Source organism: Thalassospira australica (assembly GCF_000763295.1).
GTDB lineage: Bacteria > Pseudomonadota > Alphaproteobacteria > Rhodospirillales > Thalassospiraceae > Thalassospira > Thalassospira australica.
Map to the genome: position 1 here is coordinate 20308 of NZ_JRJE01000008.1, position 15806 is coordinate 36113.

Here is a 15806-nt window from a genome sequence, read left to right on the forward strand (position 1 = left end):
GGATCGGCATGGAGGACCCCATGCATTGCGTTCTGATTGGATGGATCGGGTGGCGCAAATCCCTGTTTGCGCCACCCGTGTGCAATGATCAGGCGTTTTAATAAACGCCTTCTTCCTGCATCAGATCGTCAACCGCTTCTGACGCGTCGCTCAGAGCTTCATCAACGGTCTTGTCACCAAGAATTGCAGCCTGCAGTTCCGGATAGATCAGGTTGGTCGCCTCAATCCAATAGGGTGTCGGCGGCACGGCAAAGGCTGTAGCTGCCGTTTCCTTGAAGGCGGCAAGCACCTCGCTGCGATACGCATCGCCTTTCGCCTGCTCAGAGACATGATCCCAAACCGCGGTGCGCGATGGCAGTGGACCGGCAGAACTTTCAAGCTTCTGGCTGTCTTCGTTGGTCAGGAAATCGACCAGGGATGCTGCGGCTTCCTTGTGTTCGCAATCCTCTGTCACAGAAAAGCCGTGGAAGCCGGACCAACCGGTGCGAACACCTGCGGACCCTTTCGGCGCCGGTGCAACACCGACATTACCGGCAACTTTTGATGACGACGGATCGTTAAAGAACCCGGCCCAGCCCGGCCAATCCAGGTTAAGTGCAATCGTACCAGACGCAAACCCGTTGCCAAGATCATCCCAAAGATAGTTGGTCGTCCCGGCCGGCACAGCATCGGCCTGATAAAGGTCTACAAACCACTGAAGCGCGCGTTTGCCGGCATCGGAATTGAACGCCGGGGAGAAATCATCATTAAACAGGTCACCGCCTTCAGCGACGACCATCTCGTAAAAACGACCGACGATGGCTTCATCCTTGCCCGCATATTGCGTGCCATAGAAGTTCGGCGGATCAGCAAAGAACACTGACTGATCTTTTACCTGTTCCCAGGTTTCCGGAACGGCAAGCGCATAACCATATTCGGCTTCAAACGCCTTGGCTTTCTCGGGATCGTCATAAAGATCTTTCTGATAATACAATGCAGAAACGTCGAACTGCGCGCGCGGCAACATCACAAGTCTGCCATCAAACGTCGCAGCCTTGATATTGGCCTGAACAAACTCATCGACAACATCCTGGCCGATCAGCCCTGTCAGATCCGTGTAAAGCGTTGGATACTGTGACGCAAAGGATGAATGGTTAGACCCGACACACCAGTCGGTTGTTCCTGCAGCAATGTCAGACTTGAATTCCTTATCAAGTTCGAAGTGATTCTTTTTCGAAATGACTTCAACACTTGCCCCTGTTGCCTCTTCCCATTCCGGAATACGGGCATACAGCGCCTCATACTGCTGACCACCAATAAGCTTGGCTTCAATGGTGACACCGTCAAATTCACCTGCCTGCGCAGCATCTGGCGAGGCAAGGACTGCTGTCGAAGCAAGGGCTGCGACAAGTACGGCACAGGATGCACCGCTTAACAACGTTTTCATTCTATCCTCCCTGAATGAAAGGCCACTTTCGGCCGATTGCTATTTCCGGTGCCATTTCGATAAGCTTTTATATCCGGAATTATCTTTTATATTTAAACTTGACTTGATCAAGGAGTCAAGGTGAACTCCAAAAGAAATCAATTGAAACGAGAAAACCGGTCTGCAATTCCAGTTGCACCGCTGTTGTCAGCCACCCAATCAGGTGCGATAACGTAAAAGGAGGAACCCCATGTTCATCGACACCCATCTCCATCTGGTCGCGCGCAAACGCATCTCGTACCCTTGGCTCAAGGACGTTCCGGCACTCAATCGCGACTGGTCGTTTGAAGATTACGAAGTTTCTGCCCGACGCATCGGCATTACCGGCGTGCTGCATATGGAAGTCGATTGCGCACCGGAATATATTGCAACGGAAAACACGTGGGTTTCCGAACTGATGTTGCGCCCCGATAGCCTGATGCGCGGCGCCATTTCATCAGCACGCCCCGAAGACGAGAGTTTCGACGCTTTTATCGATACGCTTGATCTTTCGATCGTCAAAGGCATCCGGCGCGTTCTGCACGTTGTGCCCGATGATGTTTCACAGACGAACCTGTTTCGCGAAAATGTCCGCAAAATCGGGAAAAAGGGCCTGCCCTTTGATATCTGTGTGCTGCAAAGGCAGCTCGACATTGCCACCGCTCTGATAGATGCCTGCCCGGAGACTGTCTTCGTACTTGATCATTGCGGGGTGCCGGACATTGCCGGGGATGGGTTTGCCGATTGGTCAAAATCCATAACCGATCTTGCCAAACGCCAAAACGTGAACGCCAAGATTTCCGGCATTTCGGCCTATGCCAAACCGGACTGGACGCTTGACACACTTCGACCCTATGTCGAACACATTATCGAAAACTTCGGCTGGAAACGGGTCGTCTGGGGATCTGACAGCCCGGTCTGCACGTTAAATTCATCGCTTGATCAATGGATGGCCACAACACGGGCCCTGATCGCAAATGTTTCAGAAACAGAAAAAGCAGCTTTTGCGTCTGAGAACGCCAAACGGATATGGAATTTGCCGTGACCTTTGCGATGCTTCCGCCTCATAACCGCATGCGTAAATGGTGTGACGCAACCGGACTGCTTGACCTCACCAATCAGGGCGTCCGCCTCAGCACGCCATAGATCAGGGTATGGTTCACAGTCTCAAACGAGAGGAGAAGAGGTTCACCACAGCGGCTGAGAAATCGTTGTCAACTTCTTGGCGCGAATGTCAGCAGAACAATACAGGTGATCCTTCAATCAACCATGACCACCAAGAATATCTAACGTAGATAGTCAAACAGTGACAGGTCGCTCATCTGCGCCGTTACCGAGTAGGATGCTTCAAGCTGCATCGACAGGGTTTCAAGTGTCACCACCGCTTCGGCAAGGTCAACGTCTGTCAGGGTACTGACCGTGGATTCCGCTGTCAGTTGGAAATCCGTATGCATGTCTATGATGTTTTCAAGCTTGTCTTGCGTGTAGGACACCTGGTTTTGCAGTTCTGATATCCCGGCGACGGCTGCTTCCAGAAGTTCGGCCGCCTCCTGCAAGGCGACTTCGTCAACCGGATCGGTATTGGCATATGCCGCGAGGTTTAAAGCACGCAAAGCATTCTCGAACGTTTCATTGTCTGCAGTGATGCCATATTCGATCTTCGTTCCGTCCGCGACCTTTGCAGAGGCTATATCGCTGTTCCCGGAATAGTATGAGGTGTCAGCAACTGTCGGGCTTGTTTTGGCTGGATAAGTCACAGCATCAACAGCGACCGGTTCTTTTTCAGTTACCGAACCGGCATAAATATAGCGGCCCTCGTACTCGGTATTGAGCAAGGATGCGAAGGTTTCCAAGGCAGCGGTTGCAGACTCTGCGATACCATATGAATTCTCTGTCCCGGTACTCAAACCCGCAGAAATATCTGCCGTCATATCGGTCAGAACATCGACCATGTCATTAAGGGTCGAATAATAAACCTCGACACGCCCCTGAATTTCCTCGGCAATCTCGCTATACGCTGCGGCTTGCGAAACCTCGGCACTCAGGGTTGCAATCAGATACGAATTTTCCGACACACCTGAATTTGAACTGGCGATCTTGCCGGAACTTGATTGCTCTGTTGCATCCGCAAGTTGGGTCTGCACCGAACGGATCTGAGCCAACATGTTTTCTTGCATTGCCGCTGTTGAAACTCTCATGACTATTTTCCTTACCTTACAGCTTCAAGCAGCGTGTCCATGAGCGACTGGGTGATTTCCAGAACAGCTGCCGCAGCCTCATAGGCACTTTCAAGATTACTCAACATCAAAGCTTCTTCATCGGTATTTACGCCGTAACTATTTGAAAATGTTTCAACCAAGTCCGCATATGCTTCCAATGAGACACTCGCTTCAGTATCCGCGGCCGATGCCTGTTGAGCGACATCTGACAGGATCTCTGCCCCATAGTCCGAAAAGGTCGTTCTGGTCGAACCAAGGTGTCCGGCATCCGAATAACTGATGTTCTCGTCAAAGACATCGGCAAGGGCCTCGGTTATGTCGGAACTTGATGTTGAAATCACACTATCCCCGACCGCCAGCCCAGCATCATCCGAGCCGGTTCCAACCGGCAGCCTGCTGCTATCGGCATCCCAGTCGGCGTTCAGTGAAATATTGTCGGCACCCGTGCCGTCAAACATGTCATTTAAACCGAAATAGGCAGAGAACCCTTCGTCATCGCCCCCTACTTCGGCGTCCATATTGACAATCGAAATCCCGTAGTCGTCGTCAGTCGTTGCGATTGACAGCGTTCCATCCGTGTTAACAGAGGCACTTAAATTGCCTGAGGCATTAATATCGTCGACAAAGTCCTGAACCGTTGCAATTGTCGTCAGATCAATATCGACAATCTCGATCGCATTACCTTCATCATCGGTTGCCACGAGCCGTACCGTTCCGGTCCCGGAAAAAGCATCGGTCAAATCGGTTTGGGTTGTCCCCGTCAGATCGTTTGGCGGCGGATATGCAGTTCCCAGGTTTGAGACTTCGTTCAAAGCATCCATGAGTGTGGTTGCCAAATTGTCGAGTTCTTCCTGAATATCGGACAAAGTCTCGTCGCGCAGCTCAATCAACCCGCCAAGCTCACCGCCCGATATATCATCTGAGATCGATTGGCCATTCACGGTCACATCGGCAAAATTGGTATCTGCATTCACCGCCCCGGCCGCGTTATAGGAGAGTTCCTGAACCTGACTGCCAACAACAAGCGTACCGCCAATATAGATGTTCGTGTTGTTCGATGAGTCCGTGTAATAGGAAATATCCACCAACTCCGACAGATCGTTGATTGCCTGAGCGCGGGCATCATTCAACTCACTGCTGGAAAGCGTCGAGTCCGCTGTTCCGCTGAGCTGCTTGTTGTAGGAATCAATTTTATAAAGCAACTCGTTGATCTGATTGACAGTATCTTCAATCGACTGATCTGCACTGGCCCGCTGGTCCTGAACGGTTGCTGATAGGCTGTTCAACTCATCTGCTACCGCTTCGGCATCGCGGAGAACGGTGGACTTTGCCGATTGACTATCGGGACTGACAGACAACGCCGCAAATGATGTTTCAAGATCGGTGATCAGGGTCGAAATTGCACCATCGTCACCAATATCCCCAAACCCACTCGCAACTGTTTCAAGCGGCGTTGAAAACACCGATGCATATCCGCTCTCGGACGCTGCCTGACTGATCGATTTCAGCAGGTAACTGTCTACATCTGATCCAACCGATGTGATCGTGACCCCGGTCGTAGCCCCGGCAGTAACACTACTCGCAGTGCTTGCCGATTTTGCGGTGTAACCGTCGACGGACGCATTGGCGATGTTCTCCGAAGACACACTGATCCCGGCCTGGCTTGTCTGCAGGGCACTTAACGCAGCAGTTTGTGCAGCACGGATCGACATGTTTCGGACCTGTTTGGTTACAACCTGGGGTCATCCCCCGCTTAGCCGCCCTGCGCAGCTGACGTTTTAATCACATTTTGATGCTGAGAATTCTCTGGTGGAGGCCGCCACGGACATTGCCATCCTGACCATAGGACGGTGTTTCGTCCGACGCGGTTACCGCCCAACCGACACGTATGCGCTTCAGGCATGCTTCACGCTTTGCCTTAAGACGAATATTGTTTCGGTTCAGTTTCGCACGCAGGTCATTGACCTTTTCAATATCCAGGATCAATCCGGCCAACGGATTGTCGCTGCTTTTCATCCGCTGAGCTGCAATTTCACCGTGCAGCTCATTTTCAAGCGCATTCTTTTCCTTAGTAATGTCATGCAGCAGGTCGTATTTTGCCTGCTCCAGAACGCGCCACTCGACATCCAACAAGTCAGATAAACGGTTAATGACTTCAGTAATTTTGTCGCTATCACGTGGCATCACTGGTGCTTGGACGGTCATGAAAACCTCCCCTTAGTTTACAGACGAAATGAGGGTGTCATACATGTCGCTGGTCGTTGAGATGACCTGGGCTGCAGCGGAATAAGCCTGCTGTGCGACAATCATGCGCGAAAATTCAGTGGTGCTATCGACCGTGGAGCTTTCCAGCGAATAAGAAGCAATCGTCCCCGTACCACCGTCACCAGGAGTCTTCAGGACATAGCTGCCCGACGTATTGCTTTCGCGGTAAACGGTATCGCTGTAAGCGGTGAGGCCGTCTGCATTGGTAAAGTCGGCCAAGACGACCTGATAGACAGGTTCACTGACACCATTCTCGTAGGTCACCGATACGACGCCGTCGTTCGAAATGTCGATCTCAGCAATCTCACTGTAGTTCGAGCCGTCCTGATCAACAGAATAGAGGGTCATATCCCCATCTTCTTCATCAGAGGCGTATTGCTGCAGACCATCACTGCCACCTGCCGTCCCGAAGTCGGTAACAATGGTGCTATCAGAAGCGCCCGTCGTCCATCCGGTAACGCTCAGCGTGGCATTGTCGGTTACATCCGTTCCGCCGGAATCCTCAATCGATTCAAGTTCGCCGTCCGAGTTAAAGGTAATCGTCAACGGACCACCAGAAGATGTGCCCGTCACCGTCGCTCCGTCCGAGGTCAAAACCGGGTCGGAATAATCCACTTCCCATTCATTTGCCGCCGTTTTTGTATAGGTGTAGGTCACCGTATGACTGGTCCCAAGGCTGTCAAACACCTCGACATCGACAGAGAAATCATCACCAACGTCTGCGTCTGCCGGCAGGTTTGCCACAATAGAGGCTTCTGTTGTTGCCTCGGCGGTGCCGGTCAGGTTCTCAATATTGATTGTTGATAGTGCCGCGGTGCTCGTCGGTACGGTTCCCGATGCCGGGTTTCCATCGTCGTCGAGCTCATAGCCCATCAGATAGTAGCCCGAACTGTTGACAAGGTTACCCTCGGAATCGGACGAAAAATCACCTGCGCGGGTGTAAAAGGTATCCCCGCTGGCATCCGTGACAACAAAATAACCATCACCTGAAATCGCAAGGCTGGTAGCAGACGTATCTGCTTCAATCAGCCCTTGCGTCGAGATATTCGTCAACGTCGTCGTTGTCACGCCGTTGGAATTTCCCTGTGTCGACGAGCCCGGGTTGGTCACAAGCGACGAAAACGCCGTCGTGCTGTCCTTGTAACCGGTGGTTTCACTGTTGGCGATGTTCCCCGAGATGACACTAAGTGATGTGGATTGTGCTGATAGGCCCAGCACAGCAGCATTCAGAGCACTGTTGAGACTCATGTTCTTAATCCTTCATTTCAGGAAACGGTCTGCGTGCCCTGTACATTCGAGATCGACACATCGACCCCGTTCACATACAGCACGGCTTCCTCACCAGTGAGGTCGATTGCCGACACAACACCAGTCATCAAAGTTTCCGATGAGATGGCGTTACCATCGGAATCAGCAGCAGTAACCGACAGGGTATAAGTCCCCGAACTCTGGGTTTCGCCGCTTTCAGTAATGCCATCCCAGACAAAACTGTTGGAACCTTCCGATCCGGATTCCGTTGTTTCGTAAACAACATTGCCGTCCTCGTCGGCGACGCTGAGCGTCACATTCGAAGCATCATCTTCGAGCACGTAATACCATTCGACTTCACCGTCCTCGAGCGGCGCTGTATCACCCATAGCGACGATATCTGTCCCGAGATAGCTTTGGGCAGCACTGTCATCGACAACCCCCTGCAAAGTGGTCAGGGCCTCTGAAAGGTTCGACAGAAGAGAGTTGTTCTCCTCGGCGAGCTCAAGCTGTTCAAAAGTTGCCAGTTGGGTTGTAATTTCCGAGACGTCTTCAGGGTCTGTCGGGTCCTGGTTCTCAAGCGTCGTCAGCAACAACGTCATATATGTCTCGTAGGTCGAGTCATCACTTGTCGTCGAAGACGTGTCTGTTGTGCTGCTGCTTGATGAAGACGTTGTCGACGTCAGGCTATCGTATGTCAGGCTACCGAGATAACTCATCACCAACTCCGGGCAAGAACGGTTAAAGGCGCTATTGTTCTTTACACGGGCGCTCTGCCGGAAACTGGCGCAGGAATTTTGGATTTTTTAGACAACAAAAAAGGGATGCGACTGCATCCCTTTGAAATAACGGTTTTATTCTTCTTTTGGCGGCCTGCCGGGCGGACGCATCATGGCCATTTTTTCCCGATCATCCTGTGAAAGTTTGATTGTCACATTCGCCATGTGATCCAGCACCAAGCTCACCTCGTTGAGAACCCCGTTTTTGAGTTCGGCATATGCTTGACGGATCTCCGCATCCGTTACATTCGGGTCTTCCAGAACCTTCTGTAAAGAATCTTCAAGAATCCTCGGATTTTGGCGCTCGCGGATCTGCGAAATAACAGGATCAAATTCGCGATCGAAAATGACCTTTCCTTCAGCACTCAACTTGTTGCGCATTGCCCGCAGCAACCGAAGGCTTGGTGACCTGGGCGAATTGTTGAACTCTGACGGCGGCATGAAATTATTGAAAACAGGAAGCCCTGCCGCAAAAGTGCCCGCTAGAGCACCAACCAGAAACAGGTTCACGGCCAGCGATGCCAGCATCACTTTACGCATGGAAGAAACCCGGCGGAACGCAAAGGTCATTGACCACCTTCTCCCTGATTTAAGCGCACGTCAGCATCACCATCTGCCGATAACTGATCGAGTGAATAAACATGTGTTTCAAGCAGCTCGCTTAACTGAGCTTCTTGCGCCATGGCCGTTTCTTGATATCCTTGTTCAACTGTCAGTGTGACGCCAAAAACAAACCCGGCCAGAACACAAACCGCCATTCCAGTCAGGGAAAAGACACGTTCGCCCAACCAGTCAAGAGTGCCAGCTTTGCGCGTTGTATGACTTGCGCCGTCCTTGGGAATATCGGAGCGCGTCGGTGACACAGAAACCTTAGCCGGATACGTTTTGCGTGCGGGACCATCACCTGTCGGTGCAGCGCTTGTTGCGGCCAAATTCTGGCGCGATTTCGGACGATCATCAAGTGCCTGGAAAGGACTTTCTGCTTCGAATTTGATTGCGACCGTATCCGGCGCTGTCTCTTGCTCGGAAGCTTCAATGGCATCAAATATATCGTCAATCGCCTTGTGCTTGCCCATCGATACGGGATCGTCGGCAAGGATATCCTCAACTGCACGCAATGACCGGTGCAGTTCCGCAGCACGGGCATCATTCGCGATGAGAATATTCGCATCTCGGCGCAATGCATCGGGCCAGGAAGTCAAATCCCAGCCATACTGATCCAGTAATTCTTCGAAATTCTCGATTTTCACAGCTCACCGCTTTTTAATAGGACGAACGTACCTGTTCGAACGACACTTGAACCTAATATGTTCTCAGGTTGATTTCAACTCTTCGCGCAACCGCTTTCTGGCTCGCTTTAACAGCGATTCCATAGCATTGACCGAAATCCCCATAATGGAGGCAGCTTCCTGATTGGACAGTTCCCGATCATAAAAGAGGTTAATGGCGATTTGTTGTTGATCAGACAGTTTTTTGATCGCTTTGCGCAATCGCTTGAATTCCTGATGCTGGGCCAACTTGTCGACGGCTGACATACTCTCGTCAGGAACGTCATCAAGTTCCTGATCGCCCACAGACTGAGGTTTGCGCTTGATATCAATGACGCGATTCACAGCCACGCGATAAAGCCAGGTCTTGAAAGTTGCCCCTCCGTCGGCCTGCCATTTTTCACGGTGCAGCCAGACACGCACGAAAACGTCCTGTGCGACATCTTCGGCATCACCGCCAACAAGACCCATTCGGCGAGAAACACCAACAATCCCACGGTAATACCGTTCAACGATGACGCGATACGCCGCCTTGTCACCTTGCACCATACGCGCAACAAGGGCGTTGTCATCGAGCTCCGTCAGGACTGCTTTTGCCGACGCATTAGCAGATGCACCTGGACTTGTCGTCACAGCTTCGCGCAAACCTAAATTCAAGCATCCCTCACAATACGGTTCCGATCATCGGATGCCCTGTTTGGGCTTGAACAGTCCTACGTGGATCGACTTTCGAGAATTTTTCCCATTCGCGCGCAAGCTCTTGCAGGTTGCGGTCGACGACCTCGTATCGTTCCTCCATGGAACAATCCCTGCGGTTACGCGCTAACAATTTAATCATTCTGGCATAAAAGGCAAAGAGATCTCTTGAAAGCTCCGGCGCAGAATCTGGCGCGACACATGCTTGCAAAGCCTTGAGCCTTTTTACGACAACAGCCTTTTCCTGATGTTCCTTCTCAAAATCTCCTTGCTCTCTGAACTGCCAAGCTTCACGAAGATGCTGCCGCGTCTTGGTAAGGGCAATCACCATCATTGCAACCGGCGAGGTTGTTCTTAGTGCGTTGTTATAAAGCGCAGTCGCGCCCGCACAGCGATACGCCTTCTGTGCGGCAGTCGGAGCATAATTAGTCATCGTCACCCCACAAGGCTTCAAGTTGTTCGCGCAATAGCTGAAGCTGATAGAGTTCGGCTTCAATTGCAGAATAGCGCTCGGTTAGTTCTGCGGCATATTTGGTCGCATCTTCGGTGATGTCCTCGACATCATCTTCCAGGTCATCGACCTGTTCCTCAAGACGTTCAAGGCGGTTGGCGATCAGCCCGTCCGAACTATTGGTGTAGCGGTCCAGGGAATTGGTAAGATCATACGCAAGCCCATTCGTGACTGTGACCTCAACGCTTTGCGATGTGTCGCCGCCAAAAAACAGCGTGACCCCTTCGTATTCACCACCCGCGGTGCCGATCAATTTGTTGTCACTGACTGTAAACAGGCTGTCATCACCATCAACGCTGGCTGATGTGATATTGCCATCGGCGTCCGTCGCGATATCGATGGTAAAGGTCCCGCTGTAAGAACCGTTCGCCTCGGAAACCAGAAGATCTTCTGAATCTGTATTTCCCGAAAAGGAAAAGAGTGCGGCAACCTCGTCAAAGCCCGTAACCAGCGCTTCTTCAAGCACTGCAGAATCAATGACCAGGTAATTGCTATCATCAAGTGTAATGCCGAGCGATGCCAACGACGCGTAGGTATCGCCGCCGTTGGTAAAGGATAGCCCATCGTAAACAGCTGATGAAACAGAACTCAGCAGACTGTCACCAAACAGGACAGCGTCCTCATCAGCACCTTCACCAACTTCATAGGCCTGATGAGTGATGATGAAACTGCGCAACTCGTTATATGCAGCAACGAATTCCTCGATCGCGCTATAGGCCGAATTCGCATCATCTTCGACTTCAAGAGTAATTTCTGTACCTTCTTCCTCGGCATAGAGATACAGCGTCACCCCATCGATCACATCGTCAACGGTGTTGCTGCTGCGGGTAACTTCGACACCATCAATCGAAAAGATTGCCTGATCCGCTGTAACAAGTTCGTTGCTATATGAACCATCAGCTTCAACGAACCCCAAAGACCGGGCAATCGATGTGTCTGCACCATCGGTATCAAAAGCAATCTCTTGCCCGGTATCAACCGCAGAAAGGACCAACATATATTCATCATCAGATACCTTCAGGACGCTTGCACTTACGCCTGTGGTCGTGGCTGCTTCGTTGATCGCTTCAGCAATATCAGCAATCGACATGTCTTCTGTAATTTCGACATCAACAGCTTCATGGTCATCACCTGCAACCAGGCTGATCGTTCCACTTAATGATTGCCCAGTTGTCGTGTCGGCATTGGTATTGCCACCAAGCTTGTGTGCTGCGGCCAACTGCTTGACTTCGAGGGTGTAACTGCCAACCGATGCAGTATCATCCACCAGCACGCCGACAACATCCGACGCATCCGTATTTGCATCAGAAGATGACAGGTAGGCAGCCTTACCAACCCATACATCGTCACGCGAACTGTCGAGTTCAGCCTCCGAGGTCAGAACCTCTGCTGCGTCCTCCAGCGTCTCAAGCAGGGTCTGCAAGTCTTCAAAGGCCGCAACCTCGAGCTCGACCTCGTCGATTTCAGCCTCGACAAGGTCAGCGACCTCCATTTTGGTATCATAGGCATCCTGAACGAGCTCGGCTGTATCAATGTCCGTCAGGCCAGAAACATAAGACGAAGAAGCATAGCTCGATGACGATGTTGAGTTAATGGTCGACATACTTCCCTCCTTCTGCCTTCAACCGAAACAAAATCAGGGCCATCCGGGGGCTCTCAACACCGGATGGCCCTGTCACGAGTTAGCTCAGCAAGCGCGAGAGCTTCTCGAGATTCTCATTGGAGATGGACAGCGCCTGAATGGCGGAGTCCATTTTCACACCCAATTCGGTTTGTTCGGCACTAAGCGCTGCAACATCCGCATCCATGTAGACACCCATCGCAGCTTCGAGGTTCGTTTTGGCCGTTTCGATGTTGCCTGCCGCGTAATCAAAACGAGACATCATGGCACCGACGGATGCACGACCGCCGGACACGACTTCGATGGCTGCTTCGATCTCACCAAGTGCTGTGGTGGCGTTCGCCGAGGAATCAATCCCGGCGGCGATCGCCAGCCCGGTGGTGTCATAGGCCTGGCCCAGCGTTACATCAATCGGCGCTGCAGCAGAGTCCGCAGAAACCGTAAAGCTCTCGCTATAGGTGCCATCCAGCAGTGAGGTGTCGAAATAGGTCGTCGACTCAACGATCGAGTCAATCTGGGAGCTCAGCTCGGTGTATTCGTCGTCAAGGTATGCACGTTCCGTGTCGGTCACAGAACCCGAAGAGGCCTGCGAAGCCAACTCGTACATACGCTCAAGAATATCGGCGATCTCAGCCAGACCACCATCGGCGGTCTCAAGAATTGCAGTGGCAACTTCTGCGTTGTCACCAGCCTGATCCCACGCCGCATAGTCAACCGACATCGCAGTGTAAACGGCAAGCCCCGCAGCATCATCCGACGCAGAGTTAATCGACCGACCGCTCGACATTGCGGTCAGAACCGAGGTCATCTCGTCAGTGGTTTTGTTGAGGCTCGACACTGCAAGAGTGGCCGACATGTTTGTGTTAATACTCGCCATTTTTCATACTCCTATATGGATCTCACTGTTGACATACCTGCCAACACGCCCAGGAAAAGGGCCGATACAAGAGCACACGCGAGCGGTCGGAAAAACTGGCGGTGTTTTTTCGATTTTCTTTGGCAAAGCTAGCCAAAACACACAGAACAAATTGATTTTAAATGATATTTTATCTTGGATTCATTTTATGCAGGACAACTGGACCAGTCCAGCAAACCCGAAGCATGCACACGGGTAGCTGCTCAGACGCGATATATGTGTCATGCGAGGAAGGCGGAAATTTTGGAAATGTCAGGTGCCACAAAAGATGACATTCGACATACAGCGAAATCAACAACTTGGCAGTTCCGATTGCCAGACAAGTTGACACGGATTGGCACATAAGCTGACAAACAACCGCGAAATTGACACATAAACTGACAATTCTCTAAAAAATACCGGCGCACTCAGTACGCCGGTCAAGTTTGCACGTCAGGTTAGAAACGTGCGCTCTGGCGTGCTCGGCCAGTCAGGAAACTCTGAAGGATGCCTCAATATTGCTTTAGCGCGTCGACGAATTCGGCTGATTTTTCACGAAGGTTCGAATTGGTTGCTTCCAGTGCACGGACTTCACCTTGCAGGTTTGTCCCGATCAGTCTGGATTGATCAGCCACTTCTTGGGCCGCGTGACTGTTATCGTATGCTGTGGATGTTTCAGTCGCAGCCGACGAGGAACTTCTGGCAATTTCACTGGTAGCTGCATTTTGCTGCTGGACCGCTGCACTGACATTTGCGGTAATTTCCTCAAGACGTGAAATTGCGCTTCCGATAGAGGCGCTGCTTGTCACGGCTCGTTTGGTCTCGTCCTGAATGACCTGGATGCGGCTTTCGATTTCCTCGGTCACCTTGGCCGATTGCTGCGCAAGGTTTTTAACCTCATTGGCGACGACAACAAATCCCTTGCCAGCTTCTCCGGCACGAGCGGCCTCAATTGTTGCATTAAGCGCCAAAAGATTTGTCTGTTCGGCAATATCGGCAATCAGAACAACCGCCCCGGCGATACTGTCACTCGCCTTGACCAGCGCATCAATTGCATTGCCAACATCCGACCCCGACTTACCGACATCATTTGCAACCGATACACAATCCTCAATCCGTGCAGAAATCTCCTTGATGGTGTTTGACATTTCTTCTGTTGCGGAGGCAACCGCCTGAACACTGTGAGTCGCCCGTTCGGTAGCCTCGCGCGATTGCAACGAAACATCCGAAGATTTGTCAGATGCCAAAAGCATCTCACCAACGGCCCCATCTACACGCACCAATGTTTCCTGTGCATCATTCAAGGCCGCAATCACAGTTGCCTCAAAGCGGGCAACGATTTCTTCACGCTGCCGTTTTTTCTCAATCGCGGCAAGCGCCTCGCGATCGCTTGCTTCTTGTTCCAGGCGCTGCTTTTCCTTGGAGGCATCACGCAATGCGACAACATGCCGACCAATCAAGCCCAATTCATCCTTGCGTTTTTGAACCTTTATCGCTGCATCAAAATCACCCGCGACAATCCGCTTGAGATCTCCCCCCAACGCCAACAGCGGCTTTACAACATTTCGGTGCAAAAGGAAGGCCAGTAACGATGCGAGAACAAAGCCAAAAACCAGTCCAGAAAGGATGCCGTTGCCTGCAAAGTTCGATGCATTTTTTGCAGAATTCACAACACTATCGCGATATACGGCCAAAAGTTCCCCGCTTTGGGCGGCAATAAGATCGACATTGGTTTCTTCTGCAAGCAATTCACCGAAACTCTCAGACAAGCTGGCAACACCTGCAGAAATGCGATCAATTGTCGCGCGGCTGGTGCCCAATCCGGCAAGGACTGGCGCGATATCTTCTTGTGTTTGCTGCGCCTGACTGAACGCAGTCTGCAAGCTATCGGGGTCAGACGCCGTCACCATGGACTGAATGTTTGAGCGCAATTTCAACATCTCGCGCAGAACTTCTTCTGCGGAACGCATAAAAGACTGACTGTCGCGCATCTCTGACGCCGCATCCGCACTTGTTTTCGTCGCTGCGGAAAATTCGGATGAAAGTCTGTCGCGAAGTGTGCCGACGTGAGTTGCCATATCACGCAACGCAATCTCTGCATCCGCTGCAGCAATGGCATCGCTGTTTTTGAAGAACTTTTCAAAGGCGTCATCAAAGCCATCAAGCAAAGTCAGAACATCTTTCCCTGTCTGGTCCTCACCTTGCATCAGGTTGGAAAGATCGCCCAAAAGTCCCCGCAATACGGTACTTTGATTCTGGACACTTTCAGCAAGGTCAGCCTGCCAAGTATAGCTGAACTTCAGGTTTGTGGTGGTAAGACGGTTTACACCTTCCGCAATCTCATTGACGCGCGAAAGTGCTCTGAATGCAGCAGCGCGCTGGGCTTCTGCCTTTTGCGCCAGTTGGGATTTCTCTTCAAAATTGGCGCGCGCGGCAGTCGTCTGACGTGAAACACCCGATAACAACGTTTCAAGGTCTGAGACAACCTTCTGCTCCAACTGGCTGCTTTGCTCAAACCTGCCGCGAAAGTCACCGATTGCGGCAACGTAATCATCAAGTTTGGAAACTATGTCATTTCCAGCCGCGTTCTTTTGTGCACTTTGCAATGCCCTACTGGCAGCCTGAGACGCCCTTTCGGCAAATTGAGCTTCACCAGAAAGCCGATACCCACCCAGTGCCAGTTGCGCATCCTTGACATCAAGCACCAGCACGGCAGATGCATTGGCATTCTCGTAACGGTCACCCGAAAAACTATTCCCCCAATAACCAACTCCGCCAACAGCCGCAATCACCAGCACAAGCAACAGGTTGCTGACCGCGAACTTTGAAGAAAGCGACAAATCAAAACCACGCATTTCCA

Annotated in this window: 14 protein-coding genes; 1 reads left to right on the forward strand and 13 read right to left on the reverse strand. The window is 51.6% G+C overall.

All coding sequences use genetic code 11. From position 1 onward, the window contains the following. Positions 1 to 97: 97 nt before the first annotated feature. On the reverse strand, positions 98 to 1426 hold the full coding sequence (locus JF44_RS0106855; protein WP_033068242.1) for an ABC transporter substrate-binding protein: 1329 nt from the start codon (positions 1424 to 1426) through the stop codon (positions 98 to 100). Between the two features lie 229 nt (positions 1427 to 1655). Between JF44_RS0106855 and JF44_RS0106860 the strand changes: the two genes are divergently transcribed. Next, positions 1656 to 2489 carry an amidohydrolase family protein gene (locus tag JF44_RS0106860; RefSeq protein ID WP_033068243.1) on the forward strand — a complete coding sequence of 278 codons (834 nt, stop codon included), beginning with the start codon at positions 1656 to 1658 and terminating at the stop codon, positions 2487 to 2489. Positions 2490 to 2730: 241 nt separating this feature from the next. Here JF44_RS0106860 and JF44_RS0106865 read toward each other — a convergent pair whose 3' ends face one another. The 12 genes from JF44_RS0106865 to JF44_RS0106920 form a co-directional block, all read right to left on the reverse strand. Further along, positions 2731 to 3642, reverse strand: a complete 912-nt coding sequence (locus tag JF44_RS0106865; RefSeq protein ID WP_081944360.1) for a flagellin — start codon at positions 3640 to 3642, stop codon at positions 2731 to 2733. Between the two features lie 11 nt (positions 3643 to 3653). Further along, positions 3654 to 5375 carry a flagellar hook-associated protein FlgK gene (gene flgK / locus JF44_RS0106870; RefSeq protein ID WP_033068245.1) on the reverse strand — a complete coding sequence of 574 codons (1722 nt, stop codon included), beginning with the start codon at positions 5373 to 5375 and terminating at the stop codon, positions 3654 to 3656. A gap of 70 nt (positions 5376 to 5445) precedes the next feature. Continuing rightward, the gene (locus JF44_RS0106875; RefSeq protein WP_033068246.1) at positions 5446 to 5868 is read right to left on the reverse strand and encodes a hypothetical protein; all 423 of its coding nucleotides are present in this window, start codon (positions 5866 to 5868) and stop codon (positions 5446 to 5448) included. 12 nt (positions 5869 to 5880) lie between these two features. Continuing rightward, entirely contained in the window at positions 5881 to 7176 is a 1296-nt protein-coding gene (gene flgE / locus JF44_RS0106880) for a flagellar hook protein FlgE (protein WP_033068247.1), read from the reverse strand. Between the two features lie 17 nt (positions 7177 to 7193). Beyond that, entirely contained in the window at positions 7194 to 7895 is a 702-nt protein-coding gene (locus JF44_RS0106885; protein ID WP_033068248.1) for a flagellar hook assembly protein FlgD, read from the reverse strand. A 135-nt stretch (positions 7896 to 8030) separates the two neighbouring features. Continuing rightward, entirely contained in the window at positions 8031 to 8525 is a 495-nt protein-coding gene (locus JF44_RS0106890; protein ID WP_033068249.1) for a hypothetical protein, read from the reverse strand. Further along, positions 8522 to 9205, reverse strand: a complete 684-nt coding sequence (locus JF44_RS0106895; RefSeq protein WP_033068250.1) for a hypothetical protein — start codon at positions 9203 to 9205, stop codon at positions 8522 to 8524. Before JF44_RS0106895 ends, JF44_RS0106890 begins: the two co-directional genes overlap by 4 nt. A 63-nt stretch (positions 9206 to 9268) precedes the next feature. Next, the gene (locus JF44_RS0106900) at positions 9269 to 9856 is read right to left on the reverse strand and encodes a sigma-70 family RNA polymerase sigma factor (protein ID WP_162181392.1); all 588 of its coding nucleotides are present in this window, start codon (positions 9854 to 9856) and stop codon (positions 9269 to 9271) included. A gap of 31 nt (positions 9857 to 9887) precedes the next feature. Then, positions 9888 to 10352 carry a flagellar protein FliS gene (locus JF44_RS0106905; protein ID WP_033068251.1) on the reverse strand — a complete coding sequence of 155 codons (465 nt, stop codon included), beginning with the start codon at positions 10350 to 10352 and terminating at the stop codon, positions 9888 to 9890. After that, complete coding sequence (gene fliD, locus JF44_RS0106910; protein WP_052065548.1) at positions 10345 to 12033, reverse strand: flagellar filament capping protein FliD; 1689 nt, start codon at positions 12031 to 12033, stop codon at positions 10345 to 10347. Before fliD ends, JF44_RS0106905 begins: the two co-directional genes overlap by 8 nt. A gap of 79 nt (positions 12034 to 12112) precedes the next feature. Continuing rightward, positions 12113 to 12928 (reverse strand): flagellin, encoded by an 816-nt coding sequence (locus JF44_RS0106915; protein ID WP_033068253.1) that lies wholly within the window; start codon positions 12926 to 12928, stop codon positions 12113 to 12115. Between the two features lie 530 nt (positions 12929 to 13458). Beyond that, complete coding sequence (locus JF44_RS0106920) at positions 13459 to 15801, reverse strand: methyl-accepting chemotaxis protein (protein WP_033068254.1); 2343 nt, start codon at positions 15799 to 15801, stop codon at positions 13459 to 13461. Positions 15802 to 15806 lie beyond the last annotated feature (5 nt).

What these genes read in the sequence shown, in the direction of transcription:
- JF44_RS0106855 (WP_033068242.1), bottom strand. Translation starts at nt 1,426, where the DNA reads ATGAAAACGTTGTTAAGCGGTGCATCCTGTGCCGTACTTGTCGCAGCC.
- JF44_RS0106860 (WP_033068243.1), top strand. Translation starts at nt 1,656, where the DNA reads ATGTTCATCGACACCCATCTCCATCTGGTCGCGCGCAAACGCATCTCG.
- JF44_RS0106865 (WP_081944360.1), bottom strand. Translation starts at nt 3,642, where the DNA reads ATGAGAGTTTCAACAGCGGCAATGCAAGAAAACATGTTGGCTCAGATC.
- flgK (WP_033068245.1), bottom strand. Translation starts at nt 5,375, where the DNA reads ATGTCGATCCGTGCTGCACAAACTGCTGCGTTAAGTGCCCTGCAGACA.
- JF44_RS0106875 (WP_033068246.1), bottom strand. Translation starts at nt 5,868, where the DNA reads ATGACCGTCCAAGCACCAGTGATGCCACGTGATAGCGACAAAATTACT.
- flgE (WP_033068247.1), bottom strand. Translation starts at nt 7,176, where the DNA reads ATGAGTCTCAACAGTGCTCTGAATGCTGCTGTGCTGGGCCTATCAGCA.
- JF44_RS0106885 (WP_033068248.1), bottom strand. Translation starts at nt 7,895, where the DNA reads ATGAGTTATCTCGGTAGCCTGACATACGATAGCCTGACGTCGACAACG.
- JF44_RS0106890 (WP_033068249.1), bottom strand. Translation starts at nt 8,525, where the DNA reads ATGACCTTTGCGTTCCGCCGGGTTTCTTCCATGCGTAAAGTGATGCTG.
- JF44_RS0106905 (WP_033068251.1), bottom strand. Translation starts at nt 10,352, where the DNA reads ATGACTAATTATGCTCCGACTGCCGCACAGAAGGCGTATCGCTGTGCG.
- fliD (WP_052065548.1), bottom strand. Translation starts at nt 12,033, where the DNA reads ATGTCGACCATTAACTCAACATCGTCATCGAGCTATGCTTCTTCGTCT.
- JF44_RS0106915 (WP_033068253.1), bottom strand. Translation starts at nt 12,928, where the DNA reads ATGGCGAGTATTAACACAAACATGTCGGCCACTCTTGCAGTGTCGAGC.
- JF44_RS0106920 (WP_033068254.1), bottom strand. Translation starts at nt 15,801, where the DNA reads ATGCGTGGTTTTGATTTGTCGCTTTCTTCAAAGTTCGCGGTCAGCAAC.